Source organism: Ensifer sp. R1-3, from assembly GCF_056739175.1.
Window position 1 is genome coordinate 255,442 of record NZ_CP096515.1, and the last position, 26,139, is coordinate 281,580.

30 protein-coding genes are annotated in these 26,139 nt (G+C 62.9%); 10 read left to right on the forward strand and 20 right to left on the reverse strand.

Annotated elements, in window-relative coordinates; genetic code table 11:
- The first annotated feature begins 125 nt into the window (after positions 1-125).
- On the forward strand, positions 126-503 hold the full coding sequence (locus tag M1D43_RS01255; protein ID WP_107608200.1) for a DUF779 domain-containing protein: 378 nt from the start codon (positions 126-128) through the stop codon (positions 501-503).
- 73 nt (positions 504-576) lie between these two features.
- Positions 577-1,407, forward strand: coding sequence for an isocitrate lyase/PEP mutase family protein (locus tag M1D43_RS01260; RefSeq protein ID WP_498814055.1), 831 nt, complete (start codon positions 577-579; stop codon positions 1,405-1,407).
- A gap of 40 nt (positions 1,408-1,447) precedes the next feature.
- Here M1D43_RS01260 and M1D43_RS01265 read toward each other — a convergent pair whose 3' ends face one another.
- The 6 genes from M1D43_RS01265 to lgt form a co-directional block, all read right to left on the reverse strand.
- Positions 1,448-2,380: a ribose-phosphate pyrophosphokinase gene (locus M1D43_RS01265; RefSeq protein WP_003532875.1), complete on the reverse strand. Its 933-nt coding sequence runs from the start codon at positions 2,378-2,380 to the stop codon at positions 1,448-1,450.
- 285 nt (positions 2,381-2,665) lie between these two features.
- A complete protein-coding gene (locus M1D43_RS01270; RefSeq protein WP_153314672.1) occupies positions 2,666-3,544 on the reverse strand; it encodes a hypothetical protein in 879 nt (292 codons plus the stop codon).
- Positions 3,545-3,691: 147 nt separating this feature from the next.
- Entirely contained in the window at positions 3,692-4,843 is a 1,152-nt protein-coding gene (locus tag M1D43_RS01275) for a M24 family metallopeptidase (protein ID WP_003532879.1), read from the reverse strand.
- 1 nt (position 4,844) lies between these two features.
- Positions 4,845-5,639: a peptidoglycan editing factor PgeF gene (gene pgeF, locus M1D43_RS01280; protein WP_010969870.1), complete on the reverse strand. Its 795-nt coding sequence runs from the start codon at positions 5,637-5,639 to the stop codon at positions 4,845-4,847.
- 162 nt (positions 5,640-5,801) lie between these two features.
- Positions 5,802-6,905, reverse strand: a complete 1,104-nt coding sequence (locus M1D43_RS01285; RefSeq protein WP_153314670.1) for a class I SAM-dependent methyltransferase — start codon at positions 6,903-6,905, stop codon at positions 5,802-5,804.
- An 11-nt stretch (positions 6,906-6,916) separates the two neighbouring features.
- Positions 6,917-7,759, reverse strand: a complete 843-nt coding sequence (gene lgt / locus M1D43_RS01290) for a prolipoprotein diacylglyceryl transferase (RefSeq protein ID WP_010969868.1) — start codon at positions 7,757-7,759, stop codon at positions 6,917-6,919.
- Between the two features lie 284 nt (positions 7,760-8,043).
- On the opposite strand from lgt, the gene M1D43_RS01295 reads away from it, so the two are divergent.
- The 4 genes from M1D43_RS01295 to M1D43_RS01310 all read left to right on the forward strand — a co-directional run bounded on the left by M1D43_RS01295 (position 8,044) and on the right by M1D43_RS01310 (position 10,577).
- Complete coding sequence (locus M1D43_RS01295) at positions 8,044-8,331, forward strand: accessory factor UbiK family protein (RefSeq protein ID WP_010969867.1); 288 nt, start codon at positions 8,044-8,046, stop codon at positions 8,329-8,331.
- Between the two features lie 476 nt (positions 8,332-8,807).
- Positions 8,808-9,308, forward strand: a complete 501-nt coding sequence (locus M1D43_RS01300) for a type III secretion system chaperone family protein (protein WP_003532890.1) — start codon at positions 8,808-8,810, stop codon at positions 9,306-9,308.
- A gap of 1 nt (position 9,309) precedes the next feature.
- On the forward strand, positions 9,310-10,128 hold the full coding sequence (proC, locus tag M1D43_RS01305; protein ID WP_318853459.1) for a pyrroline-5-carboxylate reductase: 819 nt from the start codon (positions 9,310-9,312) through the stop codon (positions 10,126-10,128).
- Between the two features lie 107 nt (positions 10,129-10,235).
- A complete protein-coding gene (locus M1D43_RS01310) occupies positions 10,236-10,577 on the forward strand; it encodes a tRNA-binding protein (protein ID WP_010969865.1) in 342 nt (113 codons plus the stop codon).
- 12 nt (positions 10,578-10,589) lie between these two features.
- Here M1D43_RS01310 and M1D43_RS01315 read toward each other — a convergent pair whose 3' ends face one another.
- The 5 genes from M1D43_RS01315 to M1D43_RS01335 all read right to left on the reverse strand — a co-directional run bounded on the left by M1D43_RS01315 (position 10,590) and on the right by M1D43_RS01335 (position 14,901).
- On the reverse strand, positions 10,590-11,972 hold the full coding sequence (locus M1D43_RS01315) for an ATP-binding protein (RefSeq protein WP_003532899.1): 1,383 nt from the start codon (positions 11,970-11,972) through the stop codon (positions 10,590-10,592).
- Between the two features lie 34 nt (positions 11,973-12,006).
- Positions 12,007-12,711, reverse strand: a complete 705-nt coding sequence (locus M1D43_RS01320) for a response regulator (RefSeq protein ID WP_003532900.1) — start codon at positions 12,709-12,711, stop codon at positions 12,007-12,009.
- A 300-nt stretch (positions 12,712-13,011) separates the two neighbouring features.
- Entirely contained in the window at positions 13,012-13,527 is a 516-nt protein-coding gene (locus M1D43_RS01325) for a MarR family winged helix-turn-helix transcriptional regulator (protein ID WP_017263267.1), read from the reverse strand.
- Between the two features lie 153 nt (positions 13,528-13,680).
- Positions 13,681-13,947: a hypothetical protein gene (locus M1D43_RS01330; RefSeq protein WP_153314666.1), complete on the reverse strand. Its 267-nt coding sequence runs from the start codon at positions 13,945-13,947 to the stop codon at positions 13,681-13,683.
- Positions 13,948-14,271: 324 nt separating this feature from the next.
- On the reverse strand, positions 14,272-14,901 hold the full coding sequence (locus tag M1D43_RS01335) for a DUF1236 domain-containing protein (protein WP_013844741.1): 630 nt from the start codon (positions 14,899-14,901) through the stop codon (positions 14,272-14,274).
- Between the two features lie 219 nt (positions 14,902-15,120).
- Between M1D43_RS01335 and M1D43_RS01340 the strand changes: the two genes are divergently transcribed.
- Complete coding sequence (locus tag M1D43_RS01340; protein ID WP_003532904.1) at positions 15,121-15,276, forward strand: hypothetical protein; 156 nt, start codon at positions 15,121-15,123, stop codon at positions 15,274-15,276.
- Between the two features lie 109 nt (positions 15,277-15,385).
- Entirely contained in the window at positions 15,386-16,027 is a 642-nt protein-coding gene (locus M1D43_RS01345; protein ID WP_153314664.1) for an MBL fold metallo-hydrolase, read from the forward strand.
- Positions 16,028-16,097: 70 nt separating this feature from the next.
- On the opposite strand, the gene M1D43_RS01350 is transcribed toward M1D43_RS01345, so the two are convergent.
- The 6 genes from M1D43_RS01350 to M1D43_RS01375 all read right to left on the reverse strand — a co-directional run bounded on the left by M1D43_RS01350 (position 16,098) and on the right by M1D43_RS01375 (position 20,430).
- Positions 16,098-16,523 (reverse strand): BA14K family protein, encoded by a 426-nt coding sequence (locus M1D43_RS01350; RefSeq protein ID WP_003532907.1) that lies wholly within the window; start codon positions 16,521-16,523, stop codon positions 16,098-16,100.
- 143 nt (positions 16,524-16,666) lie between these two features.
- Positions 16,667-16,882 carry a cold-shock protein gene (locus tag M1D43_RS01355; protein WP_003532915.1) on the reverse strand — a complete coding sequence of 72 codons (216 nt, stop codon included), beginning with the start codon at positions 16,880-16,882 and terminating at the stop codon, positions 16,667-16,669.
- A gap of 669 nt (positions 16,883-17,551) precedes the next feature.
- Positions 17,552-18,454 carry a DMT family transporter gene (locus M1D43_RS01360; RefSeq protein ID WP_010969863.1) on the reverse strand — a complete coding sequence of 301 codons (903 nt, stop codon included), beginning with the start codon at positions 18,452-18,454 and terminating at the stop codon, positions 17,552-17,554.
- 188 nt (positions 18,455-18,642) lie between these two features.
- Positions 18,643-19,833 (reverse strand): PQQ-dependent sugar dehydrogenase, encoded by a 1,191-nt coding sequence (locus M1D43_RS01365; protein ID WP_003532919.1) that lies wholly within the window; start codon positions 19,831-19,833, stop codon positions 18,643-18,645.
- 125 nt (positions 19,834-19,958) lie between these two features.
- The gene (locus M1D43_RS01370; RefSeq protein ID WP_028010453.1) at positions 19,959-20,240 is read right to left on the reverse strand and encodes a membrane protein; all 282 of its coding nucleotides are present in this window, start codon (positions 20,238-20,240) and stop codon (positions 19,959-19,961) included.
- Positions 20,233-20,430 (reverse strand): hypothetical protein, encoded by a 198-nt coding sequence (locus M1D43_RS01375; RefSeq protein ID WP_027992893.1) that lies wholly within the window; start codon positions 20,428-20,430, stop codon positions 20,233-20,235. Before M1D43_RS01375 ends, M1D43_RS01370 begins: the two co-directional genes overlap by 8 nt.
- A gap of 398 nt (positions 20,431-20,828) precedes the next feature.
- Here M1D43_RS01375 and M1D43_RS01380 point away from each other — a divergent pair, with 398 nt between their 5' ends.
- A complete protein-coding gene (locus tag M1D43_RS01380) occupies positions 20,829-22,031 on the forward strand; it encodes a pyridoxal phosphate-dependent aminotransferase (RefSeq protein ID WP_127541320.1) in 1,203 nt (400 codons plus the stop codon).
- 119 nt (positions 22,032-22,150) lie between these two features.
- On the opposite strand, the gene M1D43_RS01385 is transcribed toward M1D43_RS01380, so the two are convergent.
- Complete coding sequence (locus tag M1D43_RS01385) at positions 22,151-23,023, reverse strand: NAD(P)-dependent oxidoreductase (protein ID WP_153314662.1); 873 nt, start codon at positions 23,021-23,023, stop codon at positions 22,151-22,153.
- A gap of 24 nt (positions 23,024-23,047) precedes the next feature.
- Positions 23,048-23,809, reverse strand: coding sequence for an SDR family oxidoreductase (locus tag M1D43_RS01390; protein ID WP_003532931.1), 762 nt, complete (start codon positions 23,807-23,809; stop codon positions 23,048-23,050).
- Between the two features lie 112 nt (positions 23,810-23,921).
- On the opposite strand from M1D43_RS01390, the gene M1D43_RS01395 reads away from it, so the two are divergent.
- Complete coding sequence (locus M1D43_RS01395) at positions 23,922-24,812, forward strand: LysR substrate-binding domain-containing protein (RefSeq protein WP_153314660.1); 891 nt, start codon at positions 23,922-23,924, stop codon at positions 24,810-24,812.
- A gap of 38 nt (positions 24,813-24,850) precedes the next feature.
- Here the strand turns inward: M1D43_RS01395 and carA are convergent, their stop codons facing one another.
- Positions 24,851-26,056, reverse strand: coding sequence for a glutamine-hydrolyzing carbamoyl-phosphate synthase small subunit (gene carA, locus M1D43_RS01400; protein WP_027992889.1), 1,206 nt, complete (start codon positions 26,054-26,056; stop codon positions 24,851-24,853).
- Positions 26,057-26,139: the final 83 nt, after the last annotated feature.

Genomic DNA, 26,139 nt, shown 5'->3' on the forward strand with positions numbered 1-26,139 from the left:
GTATTTTCCCTGGATGCGGGCGGGGCCGTGCAATCGTCCTCGTCCCGCGCCAGCCTGATCCCTCCCGGCGGGCTCCCGATGCTTCATCGGGGGCCTTCCGGCTTCTGCGAATGAGGAGATGCAAATTGAGCGACGGTGCAATGGAGCCGCGCGTGCTTGCGACGGATGCGGCGATCGACCTCATCCGCGAAATCCGGCGCGATCATCCGGATATACTCTTTCATCAGTCGGGCGGCTGCTGCGACGGCTCGTCGCCCATGTGCTACCCGGCGGACGATTACATCGTCGGCGACAACGACGTGAAGCTCGGCGAGATCGACGGCGTGCCCGTCTATATCAGCTCGAGCCAGTACGAGGTCTGGAAACACACGCAGCTGATCATCGACGTCGTGCCCGGCAGGGGCGGCATGTTTTCGCTGGATAACGGCCGGGAGAAGCGCTTCCTCACCCGCTCGCGCCTGTTCGGTGGCGGCGAGGTTTGCCTGGTGCAGCCCCGCGGCTGACCACGGGAAATTTGTTCGCTTTTTGTTCGGTTCGTGCTATCGCTGGTCATCTTCAAACGGCGGATGACGGGGCATGGAAAAGCAGCAAGACAAGCATCTGAAATTCCGCGCCTTGCACGATCGCGAGGGCAATTTCGTAATTCCCAATCCCTGGGATGCAGGTTCTGCGCGCATTCTCGCGGCGGTCGGCTTCGAGGCGCTGGCGACGACGAGCGCCGGGCTTGCCTTTTCCATCGGCCGGAGGGATTCGGCGGCGGCTCTTGCGCGCGACGTCATATTGCAGAATGCCCGCGATATCGTCGAGGCGACCGAATTGCCTGTGTCCGCGGATCTGGAGGACGGCTTCGGTAAGGATCCCCTGTGCTGCGCCGAAACGATTTCGCTGGCGGCAGGCGTCGGGCTCGTCGGTGGCTCGATCGAAGACGCAACCGGTGATGCCGCCGATCCGGTTTTCGAGTTCGGCCTGGCCGTGGAACGTGTTGCCGCCGCCGCGGAGGAAGCCCGCAAGCACCCCTTTATCCTGACCGCGCGGGCCGAGAACTTCCTGTGCGGGCGGGCCGATCTCGACGATACGATCCGGCGCCTCGTCGCATTCGAGGAGGCCGGTGCGGATGTCCTCTATGCGCCGGGGCTTCCTGACATCGAAGCGATTCGCACGGTCTGCTCTGCCGTCAAACGCCCGGTCAATGTGGTCATGGGGCTCGCCGGGCAGGTCTACACAGTGGAACAACTGCAGGAGGCGGGCGTGAAGCGCATCAGTGTCGGCGGCTCTTTTGCACGGGCGGCCCTTGCGGCACTCATGAGCGCGGCACGAGAGGTCAAGGAGCACGGCACTTTCACCTATGCGAAAAGTGCCATGCCCGCCCGTGAGGCAGCATCATATATGCTGGACGTCAAAAGGTGATGCCGGCCGCGTCTTGACGAGACGCTCGGCGTCGTAAACGTCAATCGAACAGGCTCGATACCGATTCTTCCTGGCTCGTGCGGCTGATCGCCTCGCCGAGCAGTGCGGCGGTCGAGATCACACGGATATTGTGCGCCGACTGCACTGCCGTCGTCGGCTGGATCGAATCGGTGATCACCAGTTCTTTCAGCATCGAGGACGTGACGCGCGCGACGGCGCCGCCGGAGAGGACGCCGTGGGTGATATAGGCGGTGACGCTGGTCGCACCGTTCTTCAGCAGTGCCTCGGCGGCGTTGCAGAGCGTACCGCCGGAATCGACGATATCGTCGATGAGGAGGCAGTCCTTGCCGTTGACTTCGCCGATGACGTTCATGACTTCCGATTCACCGGGGCGGTCGCGACGCTTGTCGACGATCGCCAGCAGACAGTCCAGCCGCTTGGCGAGGGCCCGGGCACGCACGACGCCGCCGACATCCGGCGAAACGACCATGACGTTCTTGAGATTGTAGTTCTCCTTGACGTCTCGCGCCAGGATCGGAATGGCGTAGAGGTTGTCGGTCGGGATATCGAAGAAGCCCTGGATCTGGCCGGCGTGCAGGTCGAGGGTCAGAACGCGGTCGGCACCGGCTTCGGTAATGAGATTGGCGACCAGCTTGGCGGAGATCGGCGTGCGAGGACCGGGTTTTCGGTCCTGCCGGGCATAGCCGAAATAGGGGAGCACGGCGGTGATGCGGCGAGCTGAGGAGCGACGAACCGCGTCGATCATGATGAGAAGTTCCATCAGATGATCGTTCGTGGGGAAGGATGTCGACTGGACGATGAAGACGTCCTCGCCGCGCACGTTCTCGCCGATCTCGACGAAGATTTCCTGATCGGCGAAGCGCCTTACTGTGGCTTTGCCGAGCGGCAGGTTGAGATAGTTGCAGATCGCTTCGGCCAGCAGCCGGTTCGAATTGCCTGCGAAAACCTTCATTGACGGTCCGCCTTGAGCTGGCGCGGCCACGTCCGGTCGTCCGGGGGGGTGGGTTCTCCGCGCAGATTCCGTGAGCCATTCCGATTGCGGGCAATCACTGCGGACGGCCGCTGTCAGAGCTGATCGGCCGCTTTTTAGCGTCCTTGAAGGTGAATGCAAGGGGATTGCTGCGGCGCAGCGCTCAATATCCGAAAAACTTTGCGTCAGCCGGCCAGGATGACGGCGATTCCGGGCCGGTTGGCCGAAAATCGGAGAACGCGGGCAAGCGGAGCCCGAGCGGAGGCGCTATCCCGCGGTCGACCGACGCCATTCGACATAGGCGTCGATCGTCTGGCTGGCGATCGCCTCCATCGTTTCTGCCGGGACGGCGCTCCAGGGGTCGGCCGCGGTCTTTGCAACGGAGTCCTGTCCCTGGATGCGGTGCAGGCGATTGCCGCTGCCGTCGAGTATGTCCCAGACATAGACGACCGTCGTCTTGCCGCCGTCGTTGAGCGCTGAAAAATATCCCTTGAGGATATGGTCGCTGGTTTTGTCGGTGGAGCTTTTGATCGCGAGCCCCTGGCTGCGCGCCGAGGCGCCGAGCTGCTTCGAGAGCGGCGTGACCGCCTGGACCGGCGCGCCGATGATCGGCAGAAAACGGATTCCGCCCGAGCCCGTCGTAGCTGCTGCAGGCGATGCGGCGGCTTGCTGCGTTTGCGCGGGCGCCTGCGTTGTTTCGACCGGTGTGGGCTGTTCGCCGCCATTCTCTTGCGTCGCTTCTTCCACAGGCGGTGCCTGATGCCGAGCGATCTGGGTCGGCGCCGCCTGAGGCTGCATCGTCTGTACCGGTGCTTCACCGCCGGCGAGACGGTTAGCCTGGCCTTCCAGCGTGCCGGCCGGGTCGGTGTAGTCGCTATAGCCGACATTGCCGGCTGCATGCTGCGGAGGCGGGCCTGAAATGTTCGGCTGCGCCGCGAAGGCGGCCGAGCGGCCCGGCGGCACGCTTTCCACCGGCATCACCGCGGTCTGCGCCGACATGGCGTCGAGATCCGACTGGGTCACCGGAGGGGAGCGGAAACTGCCTTCGCCCACGTCCACCTGCGGGATCAAGGCGTCTGTCGTGTTGCAGCCGGCCAAGGCTGCGGCAAGGCCAAGGCTTGCGATCGGATTGATCTGCTTGCGCATCGTTCCCACCGTCTCCGCTCGAACATCCCGGCGCCGGATGCGGCGGCTGCAGCGCCGGCGCGCCCTATTGGACGCGCAAAGGTCGCTGCAGCAGGATCAGCCGCCGGCGCGTTCTTCACTTCCGACGGAAATCATAGGGCGATTTCCTTACGCAGATATGAAGTCCAGTCCGTAGCGCGAGAGCGGGCGGGGGGTGTCGGCCGTGGTGAGATAGGTCTGGCCGAGCGTCATGGCGGTGCCGCTGTCCGAGTCCATGATGATCATGTGGACGAAGAGGGACATGTCCGGCTCGATCTCCTGCGGATTGCCGATATGGAACATCTGGTGCTCCATCCAGGAGGGCGAGAAGCGTGCGCCGAGCGAATAGCCGCAGGCGTTCAGACGGTGCCGGGCAAGGCCGCGCTCGTCCATGATCTTGGCATGCACGTCGAAGACGGTCCCGAAGGTATTGCCGGGTCGAAGCACCATTTCGATAGCCTGGATCGTTTCCCGGCAGGCGCTGTAGAGCTCGCGGTGACGGTTGGTGGGCTCGCCGATCACGACCGTGCGCATCATCGCCGCATGGTAATGGGCGCTGACACCGGCCCATTCGAGCGTGAGCTGATCATTGGCGTCGAGGTTGCGCCGGCCCGCCTTGTAGCGGCAGAGCAGTGCGTCGGCCCCGGAACCGATGATGAACTCATTGGCCGGATAGTCGCCGCCGCCGGCGAAAACGGCGCCCTGCATGGCCGCGAGGATATCCGCCTCGCTACCGCCCGGGCGGATGAGCGGCAGCGCCGCGTCGAGCGCGTCGTCGGCAAGGCTCGCCGCCTTCTCGACATGAGCGATCTCCGCCGGGCTCTTGATCAGACGCAGGCGGCTGACGAGCAGCGACGCGTCGACCAGTTCCCCGAAAGTGGAGAGCTGGTGGTCGACGAGGCGCGCCGTTCTTCCGGTCATGCCGTGCGTGTCGTATTCGACGCCGATGCGGCGGCCGAGGAGATCGAGTTCGCTGAGCAGGTTCTTGAGGTCCATGGCCGGATCGGCATTGACCCGATCCACCCATATTTCGATGCGCTCGATATTCGACGTATGACGCGCCTGGCGCAGGTCGGCCGAACGGGTGAGCAGGACCATCGAACCATCCCGCTTGACCACGAGCGACTGGAAGAAGCAATAGCCGAAGGTGTCGTAGCCGGTCAGCCAGTACATGCTCTCCTGCGCGAAGAGCAGTATCGCGTCGAGCTTTTCTTCCTGCATCTTGGCCGTGAGCCGCGCCAGGCGGGCCGCATATTCTTCTTCGGCGAAATGAAGCGCCATCTCAAACCTCCCGTATGGAAATCGCTGATATCTGCCGCCCGTAATCAGGCTCCTGCCTGTGCGTCGTTCGGCGATAGGAGAAGAAGCGGTCTTCGTCCGCATAGGTGCAGATGCCGAGGTTTTCCGCAGTCACGCCGGCCTCGGCCAGCCGCCGGACCGTCAATCCGGGAAGGTCGAACATGGCATGGCCGTCGCGGCCCGACGGCGTGAAAAACGACGCATAGCTTGCCTCAGTGGCGACGAAGCGGGCTACGAATTCGGGGCCGACCTCGTAGTGGCTCCGGCTGATCGACGGTCCGAGGCAGGCGATGATGCGCTCGCGGCGGGCACCGAGCGAGATCATAGCCTCGATGGTGCTTTCGAGCACGCCACCCAGCGCGCCCTTCCATCCGGCATGGGCGGCACCGATCACGCCTGCTTCCGGATCGGCGAAAAGGACCGGGCCGCAATCGGCGGAGAGAACGCCGAGGACGATGCCGGGCGTTGCCGTCACCAGCGCATCGGCATCCGGCCGCGCGCCGTCGTAACCGGCGTCGACGATGATCGCGTCCGGCGAATGCACCTGGTGCACCGTGGCAAGCCGTCGTGGCTCCGCGCCGAACCAGCGGGCGACCCGGGCTCGGTTCTCGCCGACCCGTTCCCGCTCGTCGTTCGAGCCGAGACCGACATTCAAACCGCGGTAGATGCCCTCGGAGACCCCTCCCTGGCGCGTGAAATAACCATGTGCAATTGCCGGGCCTGCCTTTGCGCCGAAGAGCGGGCTCTGCACAGGGGATAGCGAGGCATCATCCTGCATTCGGTGTTTTCGCCCTCGTGATTTTCTAAGCTTCGTTGGAATTGAGGGCGCGTTGCGGCCCGTCGACTTGCAGCTGATTTGCCGGCGCGATGTTGACCCGGCAGGCGGGGACTGTCAATCGCCCTGCCGGGGCGAGGGACCCGAGGCGGCGCACGGCCGGCGCTAAGACGCCTTCTTCCGGAAGGGCGCCAAGGCGACTTCCGGACTGCTTACCACCAGCACCTTGAACAGCTCTCCCATCTTTCCCGCGCCGGAGCCCGCAAGCCGCTCGACATCGTCGCGGATGCTTTCCTGAGTCGTCTCGTCCTTGTCCCGGCCGAGAGTCGAGGCGCGTTCCAGGAGGCCGAGGCCGACCAGGAAATCACCCTGACGGACAAGTCCGTTGATCTGCACGCCCTCCGCTTTCGCACGGCTCGCCAACTGCTCGAAATCGACATGGCTGGTCAGGTCGGCGAGACCGGGATTGGCAAGCGGCGGATCATATTCGTGATTGCGGACGGCCTGCAGCGTGTCGCCGTAGCCGGTCGCCAGATGGCCGTAGTCGATAATGATCGCCGTGCCGCCGCCGGCGCGGAGGCGCTCGCAGAGCGCGGCCATCACCGCGTCGCGGGCGGGGGAGATCTCGAAGATCGTGCCTTCCGCGACGGCTGGCGCGGGAGAGGGCAGCAATGCGGGATCAATGCCGGCAATGCCTGCAGCAAAGGTCAATCGGCCCTCCGAATCGAGGCCGACCATGCGCTCACGGAACCCCTGTGCGGTCCGCACGAACTGACGGATCGGAATTGCGTCGAAAAGTTCGTTCGCAGCCAGGAGCAGGAATCCGGAGGGGAGGCTGTCGAAGCTCTCATGCCAGCGGACCTTGCCTTCGTGTTCGGCCAAGGTCTCGGCCTGCAGCCTGCGAAGCCGGTCGCTGGTTTCGACGAGATGAACGGTCGCTGTCCGGTATAGTGCCGGCGCCAGCCGCCGGATGACGCGGAGCATGTCGGACATCATCGTGCCGCGGCCCGGACCGATCTCGGCGATAATCGCGTCCTCAGGCGTGCCGTGCTGCTGCCATGCATGCACGAGGAATATGCCGATCATCTCCCCGAAGAGCTGGCTGATCTCCGGCGCGGTGGTGAAGTCGCCCGCCCGTCCGAACGGTTCGCGGACGCGATAATAGCCGTGCTGCGGATCGGCAAGGCAGAGGGAGAAATAGTCGGTCACGCTGATCGGCCCGTTGGTCCGGATCAGCGCCTCGATCTTGTCGGCGAGAGGATTCGTCATGACTTGTCCAGTCAAGCGGCGGCAGCCGCGCTGCGCGCCCGCGCAATGGCCCAGATACCGACCAGTGCCATCGGCAGTGAAAGCACCATGCCCATGGTAAGCCAGTCTCCGGCAAGATAGCCGATCTGTGCGTCCGGTTCGCGGAAGAACTCCACGAAAATGCGGCTCGCGGCATAGCCGCAGACGAAGATGCCGGTGACGAGGCCGGGCATTTTCAGGGCTCTGCGGCGATAGACGAACCAGGCGAGCACGACGAGAAGCACAATGCCCTCCAGGGCCGCCTCGTAAAGCTGACTCGGATGACGGGCGAAGGGGCCTCCCGTCGGGAAGACGACCGCCCAGGGCATCGAGGACAGGCGGCCCCAGAGTTCTCCATTGATGAAATTGGCGATGCGCCCGAAGAAGAGCCCGATCGGCACCACTGCTGCCACGACGTCGAACAGGCTCCAGAGGGGGATCGCGTTCCTTCGCGCAAAGATGATTATCGCCAGGGTCGTGCCGAGAAGGCCCCCATGGAAGGACATGCCGCCGTTCCAGATCTGGATCGCGCGGACGGGATTCTCGAGGATGGAGCCGAGATCGTAGAAGAGGATGTAGCCGATGCGCCCGCCAAGCACGATGCCGCCGGCCGCCCAGAGCAGGAAGTCGTCGAGCTGCGCCAGGTTGAAGGGGGCGGTGCCGTTGCGCCAGAGCGAAGCGTTCTGGATGATGCGGCGCGCATAGAGCCATCCGAGCAGTATACCCGCGACATAGGCCAGCCCGTACCAGCGCACGGCGAGCGGCCCTATCGTGAAGATGACGGGGTCGATTTCGGGGAAGGGTAGGATGGCGAGGCGGGTCGCGATTGTTTCCAAGGTCTTCTCTCGTGCCGGACCGATGATTTCGGCGGAACATGACGAGCGAATCCGGCGCGGTCAAGCACCGCTGCCGCCGCGCAACGACGCCCCAGCCTCTTTCGAACGTAGAAAGGCGGCCGCAGCACGCTATACTGCCCCATTGCCTCATCGCGAATTCAAGGGTCCTGGAGAACGATGAGCGGCGTCGCGGACGTCATTTTCCTTGCATCCTCACTCCGGGGACCCTACCTGAAATCATGAGCTCCGCCGCATGTGGCGGGATGGAAATGGAGACCGGAAAGATGAGCACAGGCGCCAACCGTATTCTCGATGATCTCGCCCGGCTGATGACGGATGCGGCGGGCGCGGCCCAAGGGGTGCGGCGCGAGGTCGAGGCGGCATTCCGGGCGCAAACCGAAAACTGGCTGAATTCGCTCGATGTCGTGAAGCGCGAAGAGTTCGAAGCGGTCAAGGAGATGGCCGCGCGGGCACGGGACGAAAACGACGCTCTCCTTGCTCGCATCGAAGCGCTGGAAGCACGTTTGGCCGCGACCGGTCCGGCGGCCGCCGACATCACGACGGGCAAGTAAAAGAACCTGCCTCACGCCGGCCTTCGATCGTCGTCGACCATCGAACCGCGTGCCTTTGCGGTTCTCACGGAGGCGGATGCGGCGCGGGGCCAATCGGCCACCCCGCCGTCGCCCGACGCATTTCACTTCGCTGGCGTCACGGTTAACAAAAACTGAAAAGTTTTCCACCTGTGGACACTGGCAAAAAACCTTTATCGCAGAGTCGTTTAAGCAGCCGCGCTGAATCAGAATCATAGCGCGGGGCGCTATTCTTCCCGGCAATTTTTAGGCTCAGGGGCTGGCACGCTGACTCTGCCGTTATACACTGATTTTAAATGATGATTCGACACGGACCATGCAAGCTCCGGGCAGGGTAAGTAAGCCAGGATAGTCGCAGGTCCAGCAATCATAGTGTGTTCGTATCCGGTACTGGGTTTGCAGTGTTGCGTCCTGTGAGCGTGACTTTGCGCGCCTTAGCCGCGCCTTTAGGGTGATGCATGAGCCTTTTGGAAATGGAAGCCGAGCGCCAGTCCAACCCGGTCGATATGATCGAGTTCGTTGCCGCGAACAATGACTGGTCCTTCGAGCGATCCGGCGAAGACGAGATCGCCATGACCGTCGAAGGCAGGTGGGCGGACTACCATGTTTCCTTTTCCTGGATGGAGGAGTTCGAGGCGCTGCATCTGGCGTGCGCCTTCGACATCAAGGTGCCGGACAGCCGCGCAAACGAGGTGATCCGGCTTCTGTCCCACATCAACGGTCAGGTGCTGATGGGTCATTTCGATCTTTGGCGCCAAGAAGAAGTCATCATCTTCCGGCAATCTCTGTTGCTCGCCGGTGGAGCGGAACCGACGAACCAGCAGGTCGAGGTGCTCCTTTCGAACGCGCTCGACGCCTGCGAGTCCTATTTCCAGGCGTTCCAGTTCGTCGTTTGGTCGGGCATGGATGCGCAGCGCGCGGTCGACGCGGTATTGTTCGAGACCGTTGGGGAGGCATGAAGTGAGCATTGCCGTTTCGGGTCCGATCGTGCTCGTCGGCGCCGGCAATATGGGCGGCGCCATGCTCGCGGGCTGGCTGAAAAGCGGAGTGCGTAGCAGCGACGTTCTCGTCATCGATCCGGGCCCGTCACCGGCGATGGCAAAGCTCCTGGCGGATAGCGGTGTGCAACATGCGACCTCCGCTCCGGCGGGCGGTAAGGCGGGCGCGATCTTCCTCGCGGTCAAGCCGCAGGTGATGGAAACGGTGCTGCCACCCCTGAAAGGGCTCGTCGGTCCGCAAACCGTGATCGTTTCAGTGGCCGCCGGCAAGACGCTGGGTTTCATCGAGCGGCACCTGGGTGAGGCGGCGACGGTGCGCGCCATGCCGAATACGCCGGCCATGATCGGACGCGGTGTGACCGGCGCCTTCGCGAATGCTCGCGTCAGCGAGGCCCAGCGCGCGCTGGTGCATGATCTGCTGAAGGTCAGCGGCCCGGTCGAATGGGTCGGGAGCGAAGCGGATATCGATGCCGTGACCGCCGTCTCCGGCAGCGGCCCGGCCTATGTCTTCTATCTCGTCGAGTGCATGGCGGAGGCCGGGCGCAAGGCCGGACTCGAGGCGGACCTAGCCATGCGTCTTGCTCGGGAAACCGTCGCGGGGGCTGGTGAACTCCTCCATCAGTCCCCCGACGATGCAGCGCGCCTGCGGCAGAACGTCACTTCGCCCGGCGGTACCACGGCGGCTGCGCTGGCGGTATTGATGGCGGATGACGGCATGCAGCCGCTCTTCGACCGGGCCGTTGCGGCGGCGCGCAAGCGCGCGGAAGAGCTGGCCGGGTAATTCCTGGCGAGACAGCGTGTCCCGCAATTCACTCTGAAGTTGTCGCAATCGTTCACGCTTTTGGTCGTATGTCGAATCGGCCCATCGACGTGATCCGGGGAACATTCATGACCGAAATCATTTCCTATGCCGATTTCGAGCGCGTCGACATTCGTGTCGGTACAATCGTAGAGGCGGAGCCCTTTCCCGAGGCACGCAAGCCGGCAATCAAGCTCAAGATCGATTTCGGCCCTGACATCGGCATCAAGAAATCCTCCGCGCAAATCACGGTGCACTACAGGCCCGAGGAACTCGTCGGCAGGCAGGTTCTGGGTGTCGTCAATTTTCCGCCGCGCCAGATCGGCCCCGTTCGTTCCGAGGTGCTCACGCTCGGCTTCGAAGACGAGGCCGGCGCGATCGTGCTCGCATCCACCGACAAGCCGGTGCCGAACGGCAAGAAGTTGATGTGATCTTCCCCGTATTTACGTCGGCACACGCACCGTCGCTCGCAGGCCGCCGAGGGGGCTGTCTGCGAGCGTGACATTGCCGCCATGGCTGCGGGCGATGTCGCGGGCAACGGCGAGGCCGAGGCCGGTGCCGGAACTGTCGAGATTGCGGGCCTCGTCCAGGCGGAAGAACGGTTTGAACACGTCTTCGCGTGACCGTTCGGGAATGCCCGGTCCGTCGTCATCGACGGTGATGGTCAACCATTTCGCGCTCTGGCGCGCCTCGATGTGCACGGTGTTCGCATAGCGATAGGCGTTGGACGCGAGGTTGGAGACGAGCCGCGTGAAGGCGTTCGGCCTCACGTGAATTTCGTTCTCGCCCTGGATCGCGGTTGTCAGCGTCTTGCCATACAGCTCCGCCTCCGCCGCAAGCCTGGCCATCAGATCGCTGAGTTTCAGCCGGCCGACATCCTCTTCCGCGTCTCCTCGGGCGAAGGCGAGATAGCCTTCCAGCATGTTCTGCATGTCCTCAACGTCCTGGTTGAGGCTCTCGAGGTCCGGATTGTTGCCCACAAGTGCCAGCTGCAGCTTGAACCGGGTCAGGATCGTCCTCAAGTCGTGGCTGACGCCGGTCAGCATCGCGGTGCGCTGTTCGATCTGGCGCTCGATCCGCTCGCGCATCAGGATGAAGGCGAGACCGGCGCGCCGGATTTCATTGGCACCCCGCGGTGCGAAATCGTCGATCTTCTGTCCCTTGCCGAAGCTCTCCGCTGCGCTTGCCAGCGCCAGGATCGGCCTGATCTGCCCGCGCAGGAAGAGAATGGCGATCGTCAGCAAGACGAGCGATGCGCCGACCATCCAGACGAGGAAGATGTGTGTGTTCGATGCATAGGCCTGATTGCGGCGGGCATAGACCCTGAGAATGCGGTCGTCTTCAAGCTTGATCCGGATTTCCACGATCTTCGAATTGCCGACGGTATCGATCCAGAAGGGACGCCGGATCTGGTCCGAAATCTCCTCGCTGAGGATCTGGTCGAGGATTTCGAAGAAGGGCTTGGGACGCGGCGGCGGCAGCTCTCCGCCCGGCTCGACGGTTATGTTGAGGTCGAGCTGATCGCGGGCGATGCGGACGATCTGGTCGATATCGCCCTCCCGCGGGAAGGTCGTGATCAGGTCGACGATGGCGGCGATGTCGTTGGTCACCGCCGAGGAGAGGCGCTGGGTGACGAGTTGCCAGTGCCGCTCCATGAACACGAAGGCGACCACGGACTGTAGCAGCACCATCGGGATGACGACGATCAGAATCGAGCGCGCGTAAAGACCCATCGGCAGCCGGCGCCGCAGCCAGCGGACCACGCGCTTCCAGCCGCCGTCCGCGGGTGTCGTTCCTTCGCGCTTCAAACCGTCAAAGCTTGCCATGGCCCTTGATCCGGCCCTCGTTTCTGGCCCATCGTCAGTCAACGCTCAGCCGGTAACCGATGCCGCGAACGGTCTGCAGCCATACGGGGTTGGAAGGATCGTCCTCGATTTTACGCCTTAGCCGGTTTATCTGCACGTCGATCGTGCGCTCGCCGACCTCGGCGTCGTCGCCGATCAGCTCGTGGCGCGGAATGGTTTCGCCGGCGCGCTGCGAAAACAGCGTCATGATCTCCTGCTCACGGTCGGTGAGGCGAATATGGTCGGCCCCGCGGCGCAGTTCCTTGCGCACTACCGAGAAGGTGTAGGGCCCGAAAATAACCTGATCGACCTTGTGTGTCTGTGTCGGCTGGTTGCGGCGCAGAATGTTGTTGATGCGGAGCACGAGTTCGCGCGGCTCGAAAGGCTTCGGCAGGTAGTCGTCGGCGCCCGCCTCCAGCCCTTCGATACGCGAATTCGCCTCCGCCAGGGCCGTCAGCATGATGATCGGCACGGACTTGATCTGCCTGAGACTTTGCGTCAGAGCGATGCCGCTTTCCCCCGGCATCATCACGTCGACGACCAGAAGATCGAAATCGATGCCTATCAGCTTTCGCCGGGCCTCGTCGGCATCGGCTGCCGTCGTTACGCGAAATCCCTGTTCGACCAGATAGCGGTTGAGCAGGTCGCGGATGCGCCGGTCATCGTCGACGACCAGAAGATGCGCCGCATCGTCGGAGACTGTCGCCTTTGCTATCATCATTCGGTACCCTCATTGCCGGTCAAGCCGGAAAGGCTGCGCCAAAAATGCCGGAGACCGTGCAGCACATGCGCCGCGGTCACCCATTCTCATTCAAGGGGCTACCCGTTTTGCCACGAACGACGAGCCGACGTCCAATCAGACGCGCACAGGTCGCGTAACATTTTGAATCGTTGTGTGACTCTCGGGCGCCTTCCCTGCAGTGCCGCACGTCCGGCGGACGCGCAATGGCCGCTGTAGCACTTAAGCCGCTGCATGTTTTTCTCCTTCAATGGGCGAGGATCAAACGAAACATGCAGTGGATCAGCCCGCAACGTCATTCATCATATTGGCGAGAAACCGCTTCACGGTTTCCCGCGCACCCGGTCCGGCCTTTGCCAATGCATCGGCTATGCGGCGGGACTGTGGCTCGGCAAGCGCCCGCGCCAGGGCCTGGCCGTCCGGTGTCGTGTAGAGCATGCGCTGCCGCCGGTCTTCGGGACCGGTCACCTGCCGGATATAGCCGGAATCGATCAACTGCTTGAGGACGCGGGCAAGGCTCTGCTTGGTGATCTTCAGCGTTTCAAGAAGATCCGCGACCGTCATGCCGGGTTCGCGGTTGACGAAATGCACGACGCGATGATGCGCGCGGCCGAATCCGCTCTTCTCGAGAATGGCGTCCGGGTCGCCGGTGAAGTCGCGATAGGCAAAGAAAAGCAGCTCGATGATCTCGAAATCTATCGTGTCCACATCTTCGCCAGCGCTGTCGCTTATGCTCTTGTCCCTGATCTGGCCGACCACGCGGTCATATCCTTTCAATCGAAATGCCGTTCGAAACATACCGCAATATATGTCAGTTTGGTTGACATATTTCCATCGAGTCGCAGGCATCCAGATCGAAGACGTGCAAATTTACGCATATCGCGCCTCGGCGATACGCAGAAAAGGCGGCCGCAGCCGCCTTTTGCCTTGCGATGGATATCGCCTGAAGGCTCACGCGTGCTTGCCGACGAACTGCCCGACAATGCCGTTGAGAACGCCGCCGCCGATGAGGGCGCCGATGGCCTGCATGGCCAGACCGGTCGCGGCGGCCTCTCCGCCAAGCATCTGGATCAGGAACCCGCCGCCGAGGCCGCCGATGGCTCCGACGATCGTGCGTGCCACGACTCCGAATGCCTGCTGCTTCAGCATGGCGCTGGCCGCGTTTCCGCCAGCTGCCCCCGCAATCAACTGGGTAATGATAGGCACTAATGCTTCCATCGATCCCTCCGTCCTGCGACCCCTCATCCAGAGCCGCGACATACCGGACAACCCGGCACGGGAAGGTTGAAGCTGAAGGGGAGATTTGTCAATTTTGCCACCACTGGTGTCGGCCACAGGTGACGATCCGGAAGCGGGGCTGGGGGATAGTCGTTTGAGTTGTTTCGGGAATTCGTTTCGGGGCGCGCGAGAGGGCACGAGGAGCCGCGAAGCCGCACCACTCGTGCCCTCTACTCTCGGCGCGTTTTGGACGGGTGATTCGCCGTGACGCAGCGTTCTGCAATTGACGCTGCGCCACCATGCCTTTTCCCTTTTCGCTGACGCTCAGCGATAGACGTAGACGACCCTTCTTGTGCCCGGATCGACAAGGACGGGCTGGCCATTGATGGTCACGTACTGATACTCGTAATCAGGAATGGGCTGGACGGCCACCGTGTTCGGCAGCGTGGCGCCGACCACGGCTTCGCCCTCTACATAGACGGTGTCGACCGGATTCTCGGTGATATAGGTGCGCACCGTGGGAGGCGGAGTCACCGCTTCGACCTCCTCGACCGGACCCACCAGTTCGAGCGGTTCGGACGGCGCCACCACGGTCTCGCCCTCATAGGCGACCGTAGGGACCGAGAGTTCCGTGCGGCGCTCCTGGATAATGGCGGTCGTGCCGCCCATGTCCGTCGCCAGGTAACGGGCGTAAGCCCAGCCGCGCAGGCCGTTGACGTCTATGCGGCACCAGTTGCTTCCCTCCATGCAGCCATCGAGCACGGCAGCGCTGCCGCGTGTGGCGACGCCGACCGCAGGGTATTGGGGGCCCGGTCCGGCGCGCACATTAAGGTCCGTCAGCGTCGTTGCGCTCATTTCGGCATAGGCTGCGGGAATGGCGGCGAGCATCGCACCGGCTGCCAAAGCCGCTCTGAGCGAGGCCGCTTTGAACAGAGTCGGAGAGAGAGTCTTCATCATCTTGCTCCTCTTTCATTTGCAGGCCAGAACGCGCCGCGCCTCAGGGATGTTCCCCCCGTGACATCACGAAATGTGAGGATGAAACATATTGCCGTCGTCAAGCGTTGCCCGGGCTGACGGAAGCTGACGAAGTCTTCCCTATATTGTCGCCGGCAATGCGCGGCCGATTTATCGATTTCTGCCCGACACAGGCTGGCTCCAGCCGGGAGTGACGAGATGCAAGGTGAGTTATCGGACGATGCCAAGCTTGCTGCCAAGCGGTTGCGTCCGCTGGTGGTGGTCGTCGTGACAGCGAAGCTCGTGGTTTCGGTGCTGCTGCTCGCGACGGTGCAATATTCGCCGCCGGCTTCGGAAATCGTGGCACTGCGCTGATTTGCGCTGTCATACCGCTCGCTTATCGCTATAGCTGGGAAAACGGCCTGGATCGGGAAGGGCTTCTCACTTCCAGGCCACCTCACGAGCAAGAGCGAGGCATGGTCCGATGTTACAGGCAGGCATTATCCCGGTAACGCATTTCGAGCAGAACTGTACGGTCCTGTTCGATAGCGAGACCAAGGAAGGCGTGGTCGTCGATCCCGGCGGCGACGTCGACATCATCCTGCAGACGATCCGCGAAAACGGCATCGCGTTGAAGGCTATCTGGCTCACACACGGCCATATCGATCACGCCGGCGGCGCCAAGGAATTGAAAGACGCACTGGGGCTCGACATTGTCGGACCCCACAAGGACGACCTGCCGCTGCTCGAACGCCTGGAGGATCAGGCGGAGCGCTTCGGCCTCGCGATGAAGGTTCAGAACGTCGTGCCGGACCGCTGGCTTGAAGAGGGCGATACCGTCTCCTTCGGCGACCACGTTTTCGAGGTCTTGCATTGCCCCGGCCATGCGCCCGGTCATGTGGTCTATTTCAACCGGGCACAAAATTTCGCCCATGTCGGCGACGTGCTTTTTCACGGCTCCATCGGCCGTACCGACCTGCCGGGCGGCAATCATCAGCAGCTTCTGGATTCGATCCGGGACAAGATACTGCCACTCGGCGACAATGTGGGCTTCATCTGCGGCCACGGCCCGGGCGGGCAGATCGGCGAAGAGCGGCGTACCAATCCGTTTCTGCGCGGTCTTTGACCGGTGCGAAAATGAAAAGGGCGCATGACTTCTCCAGTCATGCGCCCTTTCGGTTCGTACGCGGCGGCTTTCAGCCGGCGTTGCAGAAATGGCTGCGGCCGTCATAGCCGACGAAGGTTCCGCTGTCCGGATTGAACGAGCGATAGCGCTGCGAGCAATAGCGATACCAAGCCGGTGTCCAGGGCTCGAGGCCGTAGGTCTCGACCGCCACCGGACGATAGACGGGCCGATAAACCGGGCGCGGACGATAGACGGGGCGGGGCTCGTAATAGTCGGGCTCCGGATCGATATAGACCCGCTCGCCGTAATAGCGCGGCGGCGGCGGCGAGGCGATCGCGCTGCCGATGAGCGCGCCCGCGGCCAAGCCAACTGCGCCCGCTACCCATGCATCGTCGTTATTGCGATGGCGGTGCCCTGCCTGGGCGGTGCCGAAGGTCGGGATAACGATGGCGGCCGCGGCGACCGACAGGACGGCTGCTTTGATGAATTTGTTCATGGGCTTCAATCCTATGCATGCGACCGGATGGTTTCCGGATTTCATGATGAACAAAGTCTATATAAGCCAAACTGAACGGAGCCTGAACGAAAAAACCCGGCAGAACTGCCGGGCTCGAACTTAACTTTCAGCAGAGAACAGCGTTAGCCGACGATCTGCAGGTTGACCGCCTTCGGTCCCTTGCCGCGGCGATCCGGCTCGGTGTCGAAGGACACCTTCTGGTTTTCCGTGAGACCGCTCAGGCCCGAGGCCTGCACGGCAGAAATATGTACGAAGATGTCCGCGCCACCGTTTTCAGGCTTGATGAAGCCAAAGCCCTTGTCTGTGTTGAAGAATTTTACAGTGCCAGTCTCGGCCATGCGTCAGGTCCTTTTCTCTCCACCCGCGTTGCGGGCAGCATTGCAGTTTTGCCCGATATGGGCGTGGGGGCAGTTCTCGACAATTGAGGAAAGGGTCCTGGTTATCGCGACCAGCCGCAGGAAGGAATAACAGCCTCCCCCCGTTGGCCGCCCGGAGTGGGTTGCGTCTCCGGCCCGCTTTTATTCAAGATCTTCCCGTGTTCGCAGATTGCCCGAACACAGTAAGAGTGATGGGTTTATTTTGAATTGGCAAGCAAAACTTTTCTGACGAGGTATTGCGTCTTCTCATTGCTCAAAAAGAGGTCAGTTGGTCGTTTTGACTCGCGTATTCAAAAAGCATTGCAAGCTGTTGAATTCAAAGCTTTTCGACCAAAGATTGGGGCGCGGCAGGATCATTTGCGCCAAATTCCGTCGCTCATGGGTATGCCGCAACTTTGTGCAGCCTGGTTTCCCGGTCCAAGCGCCTGATATCGCTTGTCGTTCACGCAGCGCACGGTTCCGAGGGACCATCGCCTTCATGCCTACAGAAAAACTGCAGGATATATTCCCGGCTCAAGCGAAATTCGCCGTTCCAAGCAAAATTGAGGGGTTTCGGAGAGTATTAGTAGTATTAACCCGGGCGCCAAGCGCGCGGAGAAATTGCACGGAACGGGCATCAGAAGCCGCAGTTCAGACAGCAGCTTGCGCGGCCTCGCGACGTTTCTTCGTCAGTTCCGGCACGAGCTCGACCGCAAGCATCGCCAGGAAGATGACGGCGCAGCCGACGTAGCCGACCGGAGTGATGGTCTCGCCGAGCAGCAGCACCCCGAACAGGGCGGCGAAGAGCGCTTCGCTCGAGAGGAAGATGGCAGCCTGCGGCGCCGTCGTATAGCGTTGGCCTACGACCTGGCAGATGAAAGCGATGCCGCTTGAAAAAATGCCGGCGTAGAGGATCTGCGGGAGGGCGCCGTTGATCGCATCGAGGCTCAGCGGCTCGAACAGGCCGGCCAGTACGCAGCCTGCAACGGCGCAGACGGCGAACTGCGTCATCGACAGGAGCATCGGCCGGCCCGTGGCCGGAGCGAATAAGCCGACCAACATCAGCTGAACCGCCCAGAACAGGGCGCAGACGATCGTCAGCATGTCCCCGCCGGTCAGCGCCGAGAGCGCGCCGCCGCTCAGGAGAAAGATGCCGAAAGCCGCGAGCAGGGCGGCCGGCCAGATGACCCAGTGCGGCCGGCGGCGCAGGAACACGACAGTCAGTACCGGCACGAATACCACGTAGAGCCCGGTCAGGAAGCCGGAATTGGTGACGGTGGTGGTGAGCAGGCCGTATTGTTGCGTGACGGCTCCGCCGAAAAGCGCCAGTCCGACGAAGACGAAGTTGCGCATGGCGTTTCGCGGCAAGGGCGTAGCGGCCTGCTTCTTTTCAAGGAGCGCCAAGGGCAGTGCCACGAGTGTCGCGATCGCAAAGCGCAGGCCGATGAACCAGAGCGGTCCGATCGCGTCCATCGCCGTCGACTGCGCTACGAAGCCCGCACCCCAGATTGCACCGGAGAACAAGAGGAAGAGATTGGCTTGAATGCGAGTCACCGCTTGGCTCCGGGGTCGTGGTCCTGCTCACGGGAGGCGCGCGATCTTCGCGCCATATTCCGCGACTTTCGAGAATCACCCCGAAGCCATGCTGCTCAGGTGATTGCGACCTCGCTCTATCAGTTGCGATTTTTGCGGGCAAGCCGCTCCGTGTTGCCGTCAGGCCCGACAGCCGTTCCCCAGCGGGCTCATTGCGTCGGAGCTTTGGAGACCCTGAGCACTGCGCCGTCCTCCTCGTCGGTGACCATGATCAGAGCCCCGTCGGAAGCGACGATGACGTCGCGGATGCGGCCGAATTCTCCGTCGAACAACCGTTCCTCGTTGGTGACAGCGCCGGTCTCGTCGCGGTCCAGGCGGGCAAGCAACTGGTACTTCAGTGCAGCGACCAAAAGGTCGCCGTTCCACTCCGGAAACATGCTGCCGCGGTATACGGCGATCGCGCCGGGCGCAATCGATGGGTCCCAATAGAAGAGCGGCTGCTCAAGACCTTCCTTCGCGGTGCCTTCGCCGATCTCGACTCCGGAGTAATCCTTGCCGAAGGTGATCACCGGCCAGCCGTAATTTCTGCCCGGCTGCGGGTTGTTCACCTCGTCGCCGCCGCGCGCGCCGTGCTCAACGGTCAAGAGCTTGCCGCCTTCGGGGTCGAAGGTGATTCCTTGGGGGTTGCGGTGCCCTATGGACCAGATTTCCGCCAGCCCGCCGGTACCGCCGCGATAGGGATTGGAGGCGGGAATGCTGCCGTCGGCGTTGATGTGGAGGATCGAGCCGGCATGGTCGCGGGAGTCCTGGGCGCGTTCGCCTTCGCCGCGATCGCCGATGCCGAAGAACAGGCTGCCGTCCTTGTCGATGGCGATGCGCGAGCCGAAGTGCTGCCCCTTCCGGGTGAACTTGTTCATCCGGAAGATCTCCTTCACTTCCGTCAGGCTCTGCTCGTCCTGCGAAAGAGCCGCCCGCACGAGGACGGTGCCGTAGCCGCCATCACCGCGGACGGAGAGAGTGAGATAGAGTGTCCTGTTCGTTGCGAATTGCCGATCGAGGGCGACGTCCAGAAGGCCGCCCTGGCCGTGTGCGGCCGCTGTGGGCACCCCCTTGATCGCAGCCGACAGCTTGCCGTCGCGCAGAATGCGCAGCCGGCCCGGTCGTTCGGTGACGATCAGCGCCCCGTCGGGCATGGCTTCGACCGCCCAGGGATGCTCCAGTCCGGAGGCAAGCGTCTCGACGAGGACGGTTCCTGTCTGCGTGGGAAATTCCCGCGTCTCCTGCGCGGCGGCAGGGGACGAGGCGAAGGCGAGAAAGAGCGAGACTGCAGCCGCCATCGGGAATGCAAATACTGTTGCTATGTCCCTTGAGCCGCCAGCATTCCAGCGCGTGTGCCGCATTGCATTCCTCCGGTCCGTCCGTCTGCGCAAATGCATCGTGCCGTCTCGGAGGTCCGAACGCGCGAGCAACGCACAAACTGGAGCGGCACGCACCGGCCTTCAAGTCAAATCGGATCAAAACGGCTTTATCGCACCGACCCTGTGGTGAGCGGTCCCGGCGCTTCTCGGATCGCCTCGAGGCGCCTCGGCTGGGGTTCGCGTTCCGTCGCGGGAGGGTGTCGTGCTTCGTTTCTCTGGAGCAGGTACTGCGCGACCTCGTCCTTGGCCTTCATGTAGAAGCCTTTACCGACGAGCATCAGGCCGGCAAGGGCGAAAAGGGCGACAATCGCCACGACGACCGTCTGGATCGCCGACAGTCGTGCGAAGAGGTCGGCGCTCGGCTGCGACCCGTTATCGTTGTCAGCCATGGCGCCCGGCCTCGGACTGGACGTGAGCCGTCGCGGGCTGCTGCCCGATGTCGGCTTGCGTAGTCACCTGCGTCATCAATCCGAGGACCATCACGATGCAGGCCGCAAGTGCGGCGAGCGCGATATAGAACCCCCAGCGTGCCTCGCTGCGGCGGGTGCGCGAGGCGGCGACTTCATCATCGAGAAACATAGCATACCCCCAAGATGCCGATGCATCCGCATCGCGAAATGGCGCTTGGAAATCGGCTCTTGCGGGACGGAATTGCGGCGCGCTGAGACAGTTGTTGTGGCGAAAAAAAGGCACGCCTCGGCCGCGAAAAAAGCGCCGGAGTTTCCGGGCGGGGGCGCGTCGACCGATGTGCGTCGGCAGCCGCTCGGCCGCATGAGGTCATCCGGTTTCGATCGATCGCTTTGATCGCACCTATGAAACTTTGTCATGGTGACGCATTTTGCGCTGCCTTGCCGCCGTTTTTCGCCTGAAGCGCTTGCAAGACCGGGCGTCTTTCGACATAGACCTAACCGCTATGGAACCCCGGTTTTCCGTACCGTAGCGCCTCACGCCGTCTCGAAACGATCAGGAAACACACCATGGCCTTCCTTGCCGATGCCCTTTCCCGTGTAAAGCCTTCCGCCACCATCGCTGTTTCGCAGAAAGCCCGCGAGTTGAAAGCGAAAGGCCGCGATGTCATCGGCCTCGGCGCAGGGGAGCCGGACTTTGACACGCCTGACAACATCAAGAAGGCCGCGATCGACGCGATCGATCGCGGCGAGACGAAGTACACGCCGGTCTCCGGCATTCCGGAACTGCGCGAAGCCATCGCGAAGAAATTCAAGCGCGAGAACAATCTCGACTACACCGCGGCGCAGACGATCGTCGGCACCGGCGGAAAGCAGATTCTCTTCAACGCCTTCATGGCGACGCTCAACCCGGGCGACGAAGTGGTGATTCCGGCACCGTACTGGGTCTCCTATCCGGAAATGGTGGCGCTGTGCGGCGGCACACCCGTCTTCGTCCCGACCAAGCAGGAAAACAATTTCAAGCTCAAGGCCGAGGATCTCGACCGCGCGATCACGCCGAAGACCAAGTGGTTCGTCTTCAACTCGCCGTCCAACCCCTCGGGTGCGGCCTATTCGCATGAGGAGCTCAAGGCGCTCACGGACGTTCTCATGAAGCATCCGCATGTCTGGGTCCTGACGGACGACATGTACGAGCACCTGACCTATGGCGACTTCAGGTTCGCGACCCCGGTCGAAGTGGAGCCCGGCCTCTACGAGCGCACGCTGACGATGAACGGCGTCTCCAAGGCCTATGCGATGACCGGCTGGCGCATCGGCTACGCGGCCGGGCCGCTTCATCTCATCAAGGCGATGGACATGATCCAGGGCCAGCAGACTTCGGGCGCCGCCTCGATCGCGCAGTGGGCGGCCGTCGAGGCGCTCAACGGTCCGCAGGACTTCATCGGGCGCAACAAGGAGATCTTCCAGGGCCGCCGCGATCTCGTCGTCTCGATGCTGAACCAGGCCAGGGGCATTTCCTGCCCGACGCCGGAAGGCGCCTTCTACGTCTATCCGTCCTGCGCCGGGCTGATCGGCAAGACCGCGCCTTCGGGCAAGGTCATCGAAACGGATGAGGATTTCGTCTCCGAGCTTTTGGAGACCGAAGGCGTGGCTGTGGTCCACGGCTCGGCCTTCGGCCTCGGCCCAAACTTCCGCATCTCCTACGCGACTTCCGAGGCGCTGCTGGAGGAGGCTTGCCGCCGCATCCAGCGCTTCTGCGCCGCCTGCAGATAATTCTCCTGCAGACGACATGAAGAAGCCCGCCGTCACCGGCGGGCTTCTTCATGTTCAGAGCTTGATTCAGCGATCTGCCAGTCCGATTCAAGCAGCAGTCCTACCCCATTGAAACAGAATCATTTTCGCTTCCGGATCACTTCGACGACGGCGGAGATGTCGTCGCCGTGGCCGCCACTGTCGACGCGGTCGCCCGCCAGCCGCAACATGGGTCGCATGAAATCGGGGGCGACGCCCTGTTCTTCGCTTGCCCTAACGATGTTCTCGAGCGCGATCTTCTGCATGGCGATGTTGGAGACGACATCGCGGCCGTGCATGCCGCTGTCGATCTTGCCGGCGAGGTCGGGCAGGGTACCGCTCATCGCCTCGATCCAGGGCAGGAGCAGCGGCAGGAAGTCGACGGCCTTGCCTCCGTAGCCGGCGCTGGTCACCAGCGCGCTCGCATGCAGGAAGCCCGAGAAGAGCCCGTACATGCCTGATAGCAGCGCTATGTCGTAGAGCGAAGCCAAACCCTCGTCCTCACCAAGGTGACGGCTTTCGGCAAGGGCTTCGAGGGTTGAACTGTGCCGATCGAATAGCGCACGCGAGCCGCTGTAAAGGATCAGGGCGCCGGCCCCGCCGATCATCGGCGGTATCGCCATGATCCCCCCGTCGAGATAGATCGCTCCCCTTGCCGCCAGCCACGTGCCGAGTTCCCTGGCGTCACCCGGCGTGCCGTTCGTCAGGTTGAGGAGGTCACGGCCGGCAAGCGCCTCCTGCGCCTGTTCCAGGACCGCACGTGCGGCGGGGTAATCGACGAGGCAGAGGATGGTGAGCTCGCTCGCCGCAATTGCTTCGGCCGGGCTTTCCGCGATCTTCGCACCGGCGCCGGCAAGCGGCTCGGCGCGCGATCGCGTCCGGTTCCAGACCGTGACGGTATGGCCGTTCTTGAGAAGCGTTCGTGCAAGCGCCGTACCCATGGCGCCCAGGCCGAGAATTGAAATGCTGCTCATTGATTGTACCTTTCTCGAAATCATTCAGGCGGCGGTCGAGAGCTTCTGGCCGAGACCGCCGTCCACGGCGAGTTTCGCCCCGGTCGTGAAGGTCGCCTCGAAGGCGAGGAAGAGCACGGCGCGCGCCACTTCATCCGCGGTGCCGTTGCGCTTCATCGGCGTGATGTTGTCGCCGAGCGTCTTGAACTCGGCGCGCTCGGCTTCGGTGATGCCGGCGACGCCCTTGGTCGGCGTATCGATGAAGCCGGGGCTGACGCTGTTGACCCGGATACCGCGCGGCAGAAGCTCGGCGGCGAGCACGGATGCGAAGGAGACGAGTGCCGCCTTGCTTGCGCTGTAGACGCTCATGCCCGGATGGCCGCCCTCGTCGGCGACGGAGGAGGTGAAGACGATCGATCCGCCTTCGCGGATCAGAGGCGTCAGCCGTTGCACGGTGAAGAAGGCGCCCTTGGTGTTGACGGCAAACTGGCGGTCATAGGAAGCCTCGCTCACCTGATCGAAGGGCTCCAGTTCCGAGACGCCGGCATTGATGTGCAGGAGATCGATCGCTCCGAGCGTCTGACCGGCGGCCGCACCGAGCACGGCGATTTCGTTGAGATCGGCGATGTCCGAGCGCAGTGCATGCACGCGCGGGCCGAACTCCTCCCTGATGCGGGCGATGTTGCTCTCGTTGCGGCCCGTGAGCAGTACCTCGGCGCCGCCCTCTACAAGCCGTCTCACGGTCGCCAGGCCCATGCCGTGGGTCCCGCCGATGACGATCGCCTTCTTTCCCTGATAGTTGCCCATGTCCGTTTCCTTTCGGTTCAACAATGATGATGAATAGATGCACTTGTGGACGAACTTGTGCTAGATGGCTCTGTGTGGACCTATCGTCCATGTTTGTGGATGATGGAAAGCCATGGCCAATCTCAACGACTTCACGTTCTTCGTTCACGTCGTAGACCACGGGGGGTTCGCGCCCGCCGCGCGCGCGTTGAACCTGCCGAAATCGACGCTCAGCAAGCGCGTGGCCGAACTCGAAAAGGATCTCGGCGTGCGGTTGATCAACCGCACGTCGCGTCATTTCGCGGTGACCGAATCCGGCAAGGATTTTTACCGCCACGCGGCGGCGATGATGATCGAGGCGGAAGCGGCGGAGAATGTCGTCAGGGGCAGACTTGCCGAACCGAGCGGCACGGTGAGGATCACGGCTTCGGTGCCGACCGCGCAGCTGTCGCTGGCGCCGCTCTTGCCGCAGCTCGCACTTGCCTATCCGAAGCTGCGCGTGACGCTGCATGCGACGGACCGCTTCGTCGATGTCATCCAGGAAGGCTTCGATCTTGCCGTGCGAGACCATTTCGCACCGCTGCCGGATTCCGGCCTCATCCAGCGCCGCATCGGATTCCAGGCTAAGCTGATCGTCGCCTCACCGCTCTATTTGCAAGGGAACGGCACTCCCGAACGCCCGGAGGATCTCGATCATCATGATGGGCTGCTCACGTCGCTGGCGTCCGAAGGCTGGGTGATGGAGCGCGCCGATGGGTCGACCGTGTCGGTCTCGCCGAGGCCGCGTTTCGTGGCCGACGAATCCCGCGTCCTGCGAGAAGCAGCTCTCGCGGGTCTCGGCATCACCACCTTGCCCGGCAAGCTTTGTCAGCAGGAGATCGAAAGCGGCACGCTTATCCGCATTCTTCCCGAGTGGACCGCCGGCAAGGTGATGACGACGATCTTGATGCCGCACCGGCGCGGGCAGCTTCCCTCCGTGCGGGCAACGGTCGATTTCATCGCCGAGCGTCTCGTCGACGGCTGATGCAGGAAGGCCCGCACGAGGCGGGCCTTGAGAACAACTCAGCGCTCGGCGAGTGCCGGTTCGCCTTTCTTCTCGCGAATGAGATTCAGGAAGCGGCGGAAGAGATAATGGCTGTCCTGCGGGCCTGGCGATGCTTCCGGGTGATGCTGGACGGAGAAGACCGGTCTGCCGTCGACGCGCAAGCCGCAATTGGTGCCGTCGAAGAGCGAGATGTGAGTCTGTTCAACACCTTGCGGAAGCGAGTTCGCATCGACCGCGAAGCCGTGGTTCATCGAAACGATCTCGACCTTGCCGGTGGTGTGGTCCTTGACCGGGTGGTTGGCGCCGTGGTGTCCCTGGTGCATCTTCTCGGTCCTGGCACCGAGCGCCAGTGCCAGCATCTGGTGGCCGAGGCATATGCCGAAGACCGGGATATCCGTCTTGAGAAGGTCCTGGATGACCGGCACGGCATATTCGCCCGTCGCGGCCGGGTCGCCCGGGCCGTTCGACAGGAAGATGCCGTCCGGCTTGAGCGCCAGGACTTCCTCGGCGCTCGTCTGAGCCGGGACGACGGTGACACGGCAGTTCAGGCCGGCGAAGAGGCGGAGGATGTTGCGCTTGACGCCGTAGTCGAGAGCCACGACGTGATAAGCGGCGTCGGTCTCGCCCAGCGTCGAGTAGCCCTCGTTCCAGACCCAGGGCTTCTCGTTCCAGCGGTAGGACTGGCCGGAAGTGGCGACCTTGGCGAGATCGAGGCCCTCGAGGCCGCTCCAGGCCTTTGCCTCGGCTTTCAGCGCCTCGACGTCGAAGACGCCTGCCGGGTCGTGGGCGATGACGGCGTTAGGCATGCCGTTTTCGCGGATCCAGGCCGTCAGCGCCCGGGTGTCGATGCCGCAGAGCCCGATGATGCCGCGCGCCTTCAGCCAGGCGTCGAGGTGCTTGGCTGCGCGGTAGTTGGAAGGCTCGGTGATGTCGGCCTTGAAGATGACGCCGACGGCACCGTGGCGGGCGGCAGGCGTCAGATCCTCGATGTCCTCGTCATTGGCGCCGATATTGCCGATATGCGGAAAGGTGAACGTGACGATCTGCCCGAGATAGGAGGGGTCGGTCAGGATTTCCTGGTAACCGGTCAACGCCGTGTTGAAACAGACCTCGGCCTGAACCTTCCCGGTCGCGCCGATGCCCTTGCCTTCGATCACCGTGCCGTCGGCCAGAACGAGCAGGGCAGTGGGTTTCTGGATTGTCCATGCGGGTGTCGCGGTCATCGTCTCTATCCCGTTGTGGCCGAAAGCGAGGCTTGAAAGCCGGTCGGTTCAGGGCCATTTCAGATCGCATGCGGCATGGCGCG

What these genes read in the sequence shown, in the direction of transcription:
- M1D43_RS01350 (WP_003532907.1), bottom strand. Translation starts at nt 16,523, where the DNA reads ATGAACAAATTCATCAAAGCAGCCGTCCTGTCGGTCGCCGCGGCCGCC.
- M1D43_RS01295 (WP_010969867.1), top strand. Translation starts at nt 8,044, where the DNA reads ATGAGCACAGGCGCCAACCGTATTCTCGATGATCTCGCCCGGCTGATG.
- M1D43_RS01320 (WP_003532900.1), bottom strand. Translation starts at nt 12,711, where the DNA reads ATGATGATAGCAAAGGCGACAGTCTCCGACGATGCGGCGCATCTTCTG.
- M1D43_RS01335 (WP_013844741.1), bottom strand. Translation starts at nt 14,901, where the DNA reads ATGAAGACTCTCTCTCCGACTCTGTTCAAAGCGGCCTCGCTCAGAGCG.
- M1D43_RS01270 (WP_153314672.1), bottom strand. Translation starts at nt 3,544, where the DNA reads ATGCGCAAGCAGATCAATCCGATCGCAAGCCTTGGCCTTGCCGCAGCC.
- M1D43_RS01380 (WP_127541320.1), top strand. Translation starts at nt 20,829, where the DNA reads ATGGCCTTCCTTGCCGATGCCCTTTCCCGTGTAAAGCCTTCCGCCACC.
- M1D43_RS01260 (WP_498814055.1), top strand. Translation starts at nt 577, where the DNA reads ATGGAAAAGCAGCAAGACAAGCATCTGAAATTCCGCGCCTTGCACGAT.
- pgeF (WP_010969870.1), bottom strand. Translation starts at nt 5,639, where the DNA reads ATGCAGGATGATGCCTCGCTATCCCCTGTGCAGAGCCCGCTCTTCGGC.
- M1D43_RS01265 (WP_003532875.1), bottom strand. Translation starts at nt 2,380, where the DNA reads ATGAAGGTTTTCGCAGGCAATTCGAACCGGCTGCTGGCCGAAGCGATC.
- M1D43_RS01385 (WP_153314662.1), bottom strand. Translation starts at nt 23,023, where the DNA reads ATGAGCAGCATTTCAATTCTCGGCCTGGGCGCCATGGGTACGGCGCTT.
- M1D43_RS01310 (WP_010969865.1), top strand. Translation starts at nt 10,236, where the DNA reads ATGACCGAAATCATTTCCTATGCCGATTTCGAGCGCGTCGACATTCGT.
- M1D43_RS01370 (WP_028010453.1), bottom strand. Translation starts at nt 20,240, where the DNA reads ATGGCTGACAACGATAACGGGTCGCAGCCGAGCGCCGACCTCTTCGCA.
- M1D43_RS01355 (WP_003532915.1), bottom strand. Translation starts at nt 16,882, where the DNA reads ATGGCCGAGACTGGCACTGTAAAATTCTTCAACACAGACAAGGGCTTT.
- M1D43_RS01330 (WP_153314666.1), bottom strand. Translation starts at nt 13,947, where the DNA reads ATGGAAGCATTAGTGCCTATCATTACCCAGTTGATTGCGGGGGCAGCT.
- M1D43_RS01275 (WP_003532879.1), bottom strand. Translation starts at nt 4,843, where the DNA reads ATGGCGCTTCATTTCGCCGAAGAAGAATATGCGGCCCGCCTGGCGCGG.
- carA (WP_027992889.1), bottom strand. Translation starts at nt 26,056, where the DNA reads ATGACCGCGACACCCGCATGGACAATCCAGAAACCCACTGCCCTGCTC.
- M1D43_RS01285 (WP_153314670.1), bottom strand. Translation starts at nt 6,905, where the DNA reads ATGACGAATCCTCTCGCCGACAAGATCGAGGCGCTGATCCGGACCAAC.
- M1D43_RS01345 (WP_153314664.1), top strand. Translation starts at nt 15,386, where the DNA reads ATGTTACAGGCAGGCATTATCCCGGTAACGCATTTCGAGCAGAACTGT.
- M1D43_RS01365 (WP_003532919.1), bottom strand. Translation starts at nt 19,833, where the DNA reads ATGCGGCACACGCGCTGGAATGCTGGCGGCTCAAGGGACATAGCAACA.
- M1D43_RS01315 (WP_003532899.1), bottom strand. Translation starts at nt 11,972, where the DNA reads ATGGCAAGCTTTGACGGTTTGAAGCGCGAAGGAACGACACCCGCGGAC.
- M1D43_RS01375 (WP_027992893.1), bottom strand. Translation starts at nt 20,430, where the DNA reads ATGTTTCTCGATGATGAAGTCGCCGCCTCGCGCACCCGCCGCAGCGAG.
- M1D43_RS01340 (WP_003532904.1), top strand. Translation starts at nt 15,121, where the DNA reads ATGCAAGGTGAGTTATCGGACGATGCCAAGCTTGCTGCCAAGCGGTTG.
- M1D43_RS01395 (WP_153314660.1), top strand. Translation starts at nt 23,922, where the DNA reads ATGGCCAATCTCAACGACTTCACGTTCTTCGTTCACGTCGTAGACCAC.
- M1D43_RS01300 (WP_003532890.1), top strand. Translation starts at nt 8,808, where the DNA reads ATGAGCCTTTTGGAAATGGAAGCCGAGCGCCAGTCCAACCCGGTCGAT.
- M1D43_RS01325 (WP_017263267.1), bottom strand. Translation starts at nt 13,527, where the DNA reads ATGTTTCGAACGGCATTTCGATTGAAAGGATATGACCGCGTGGTCGGC.
- M1D43_RS01390 (WP_003532931.1), bottom strand. Translation starts at nt 23,809, where the DNA reads ATGGGCAACTATCAGGGAAAGAAGGCGATCGTCATCGGCGGGACCCAC.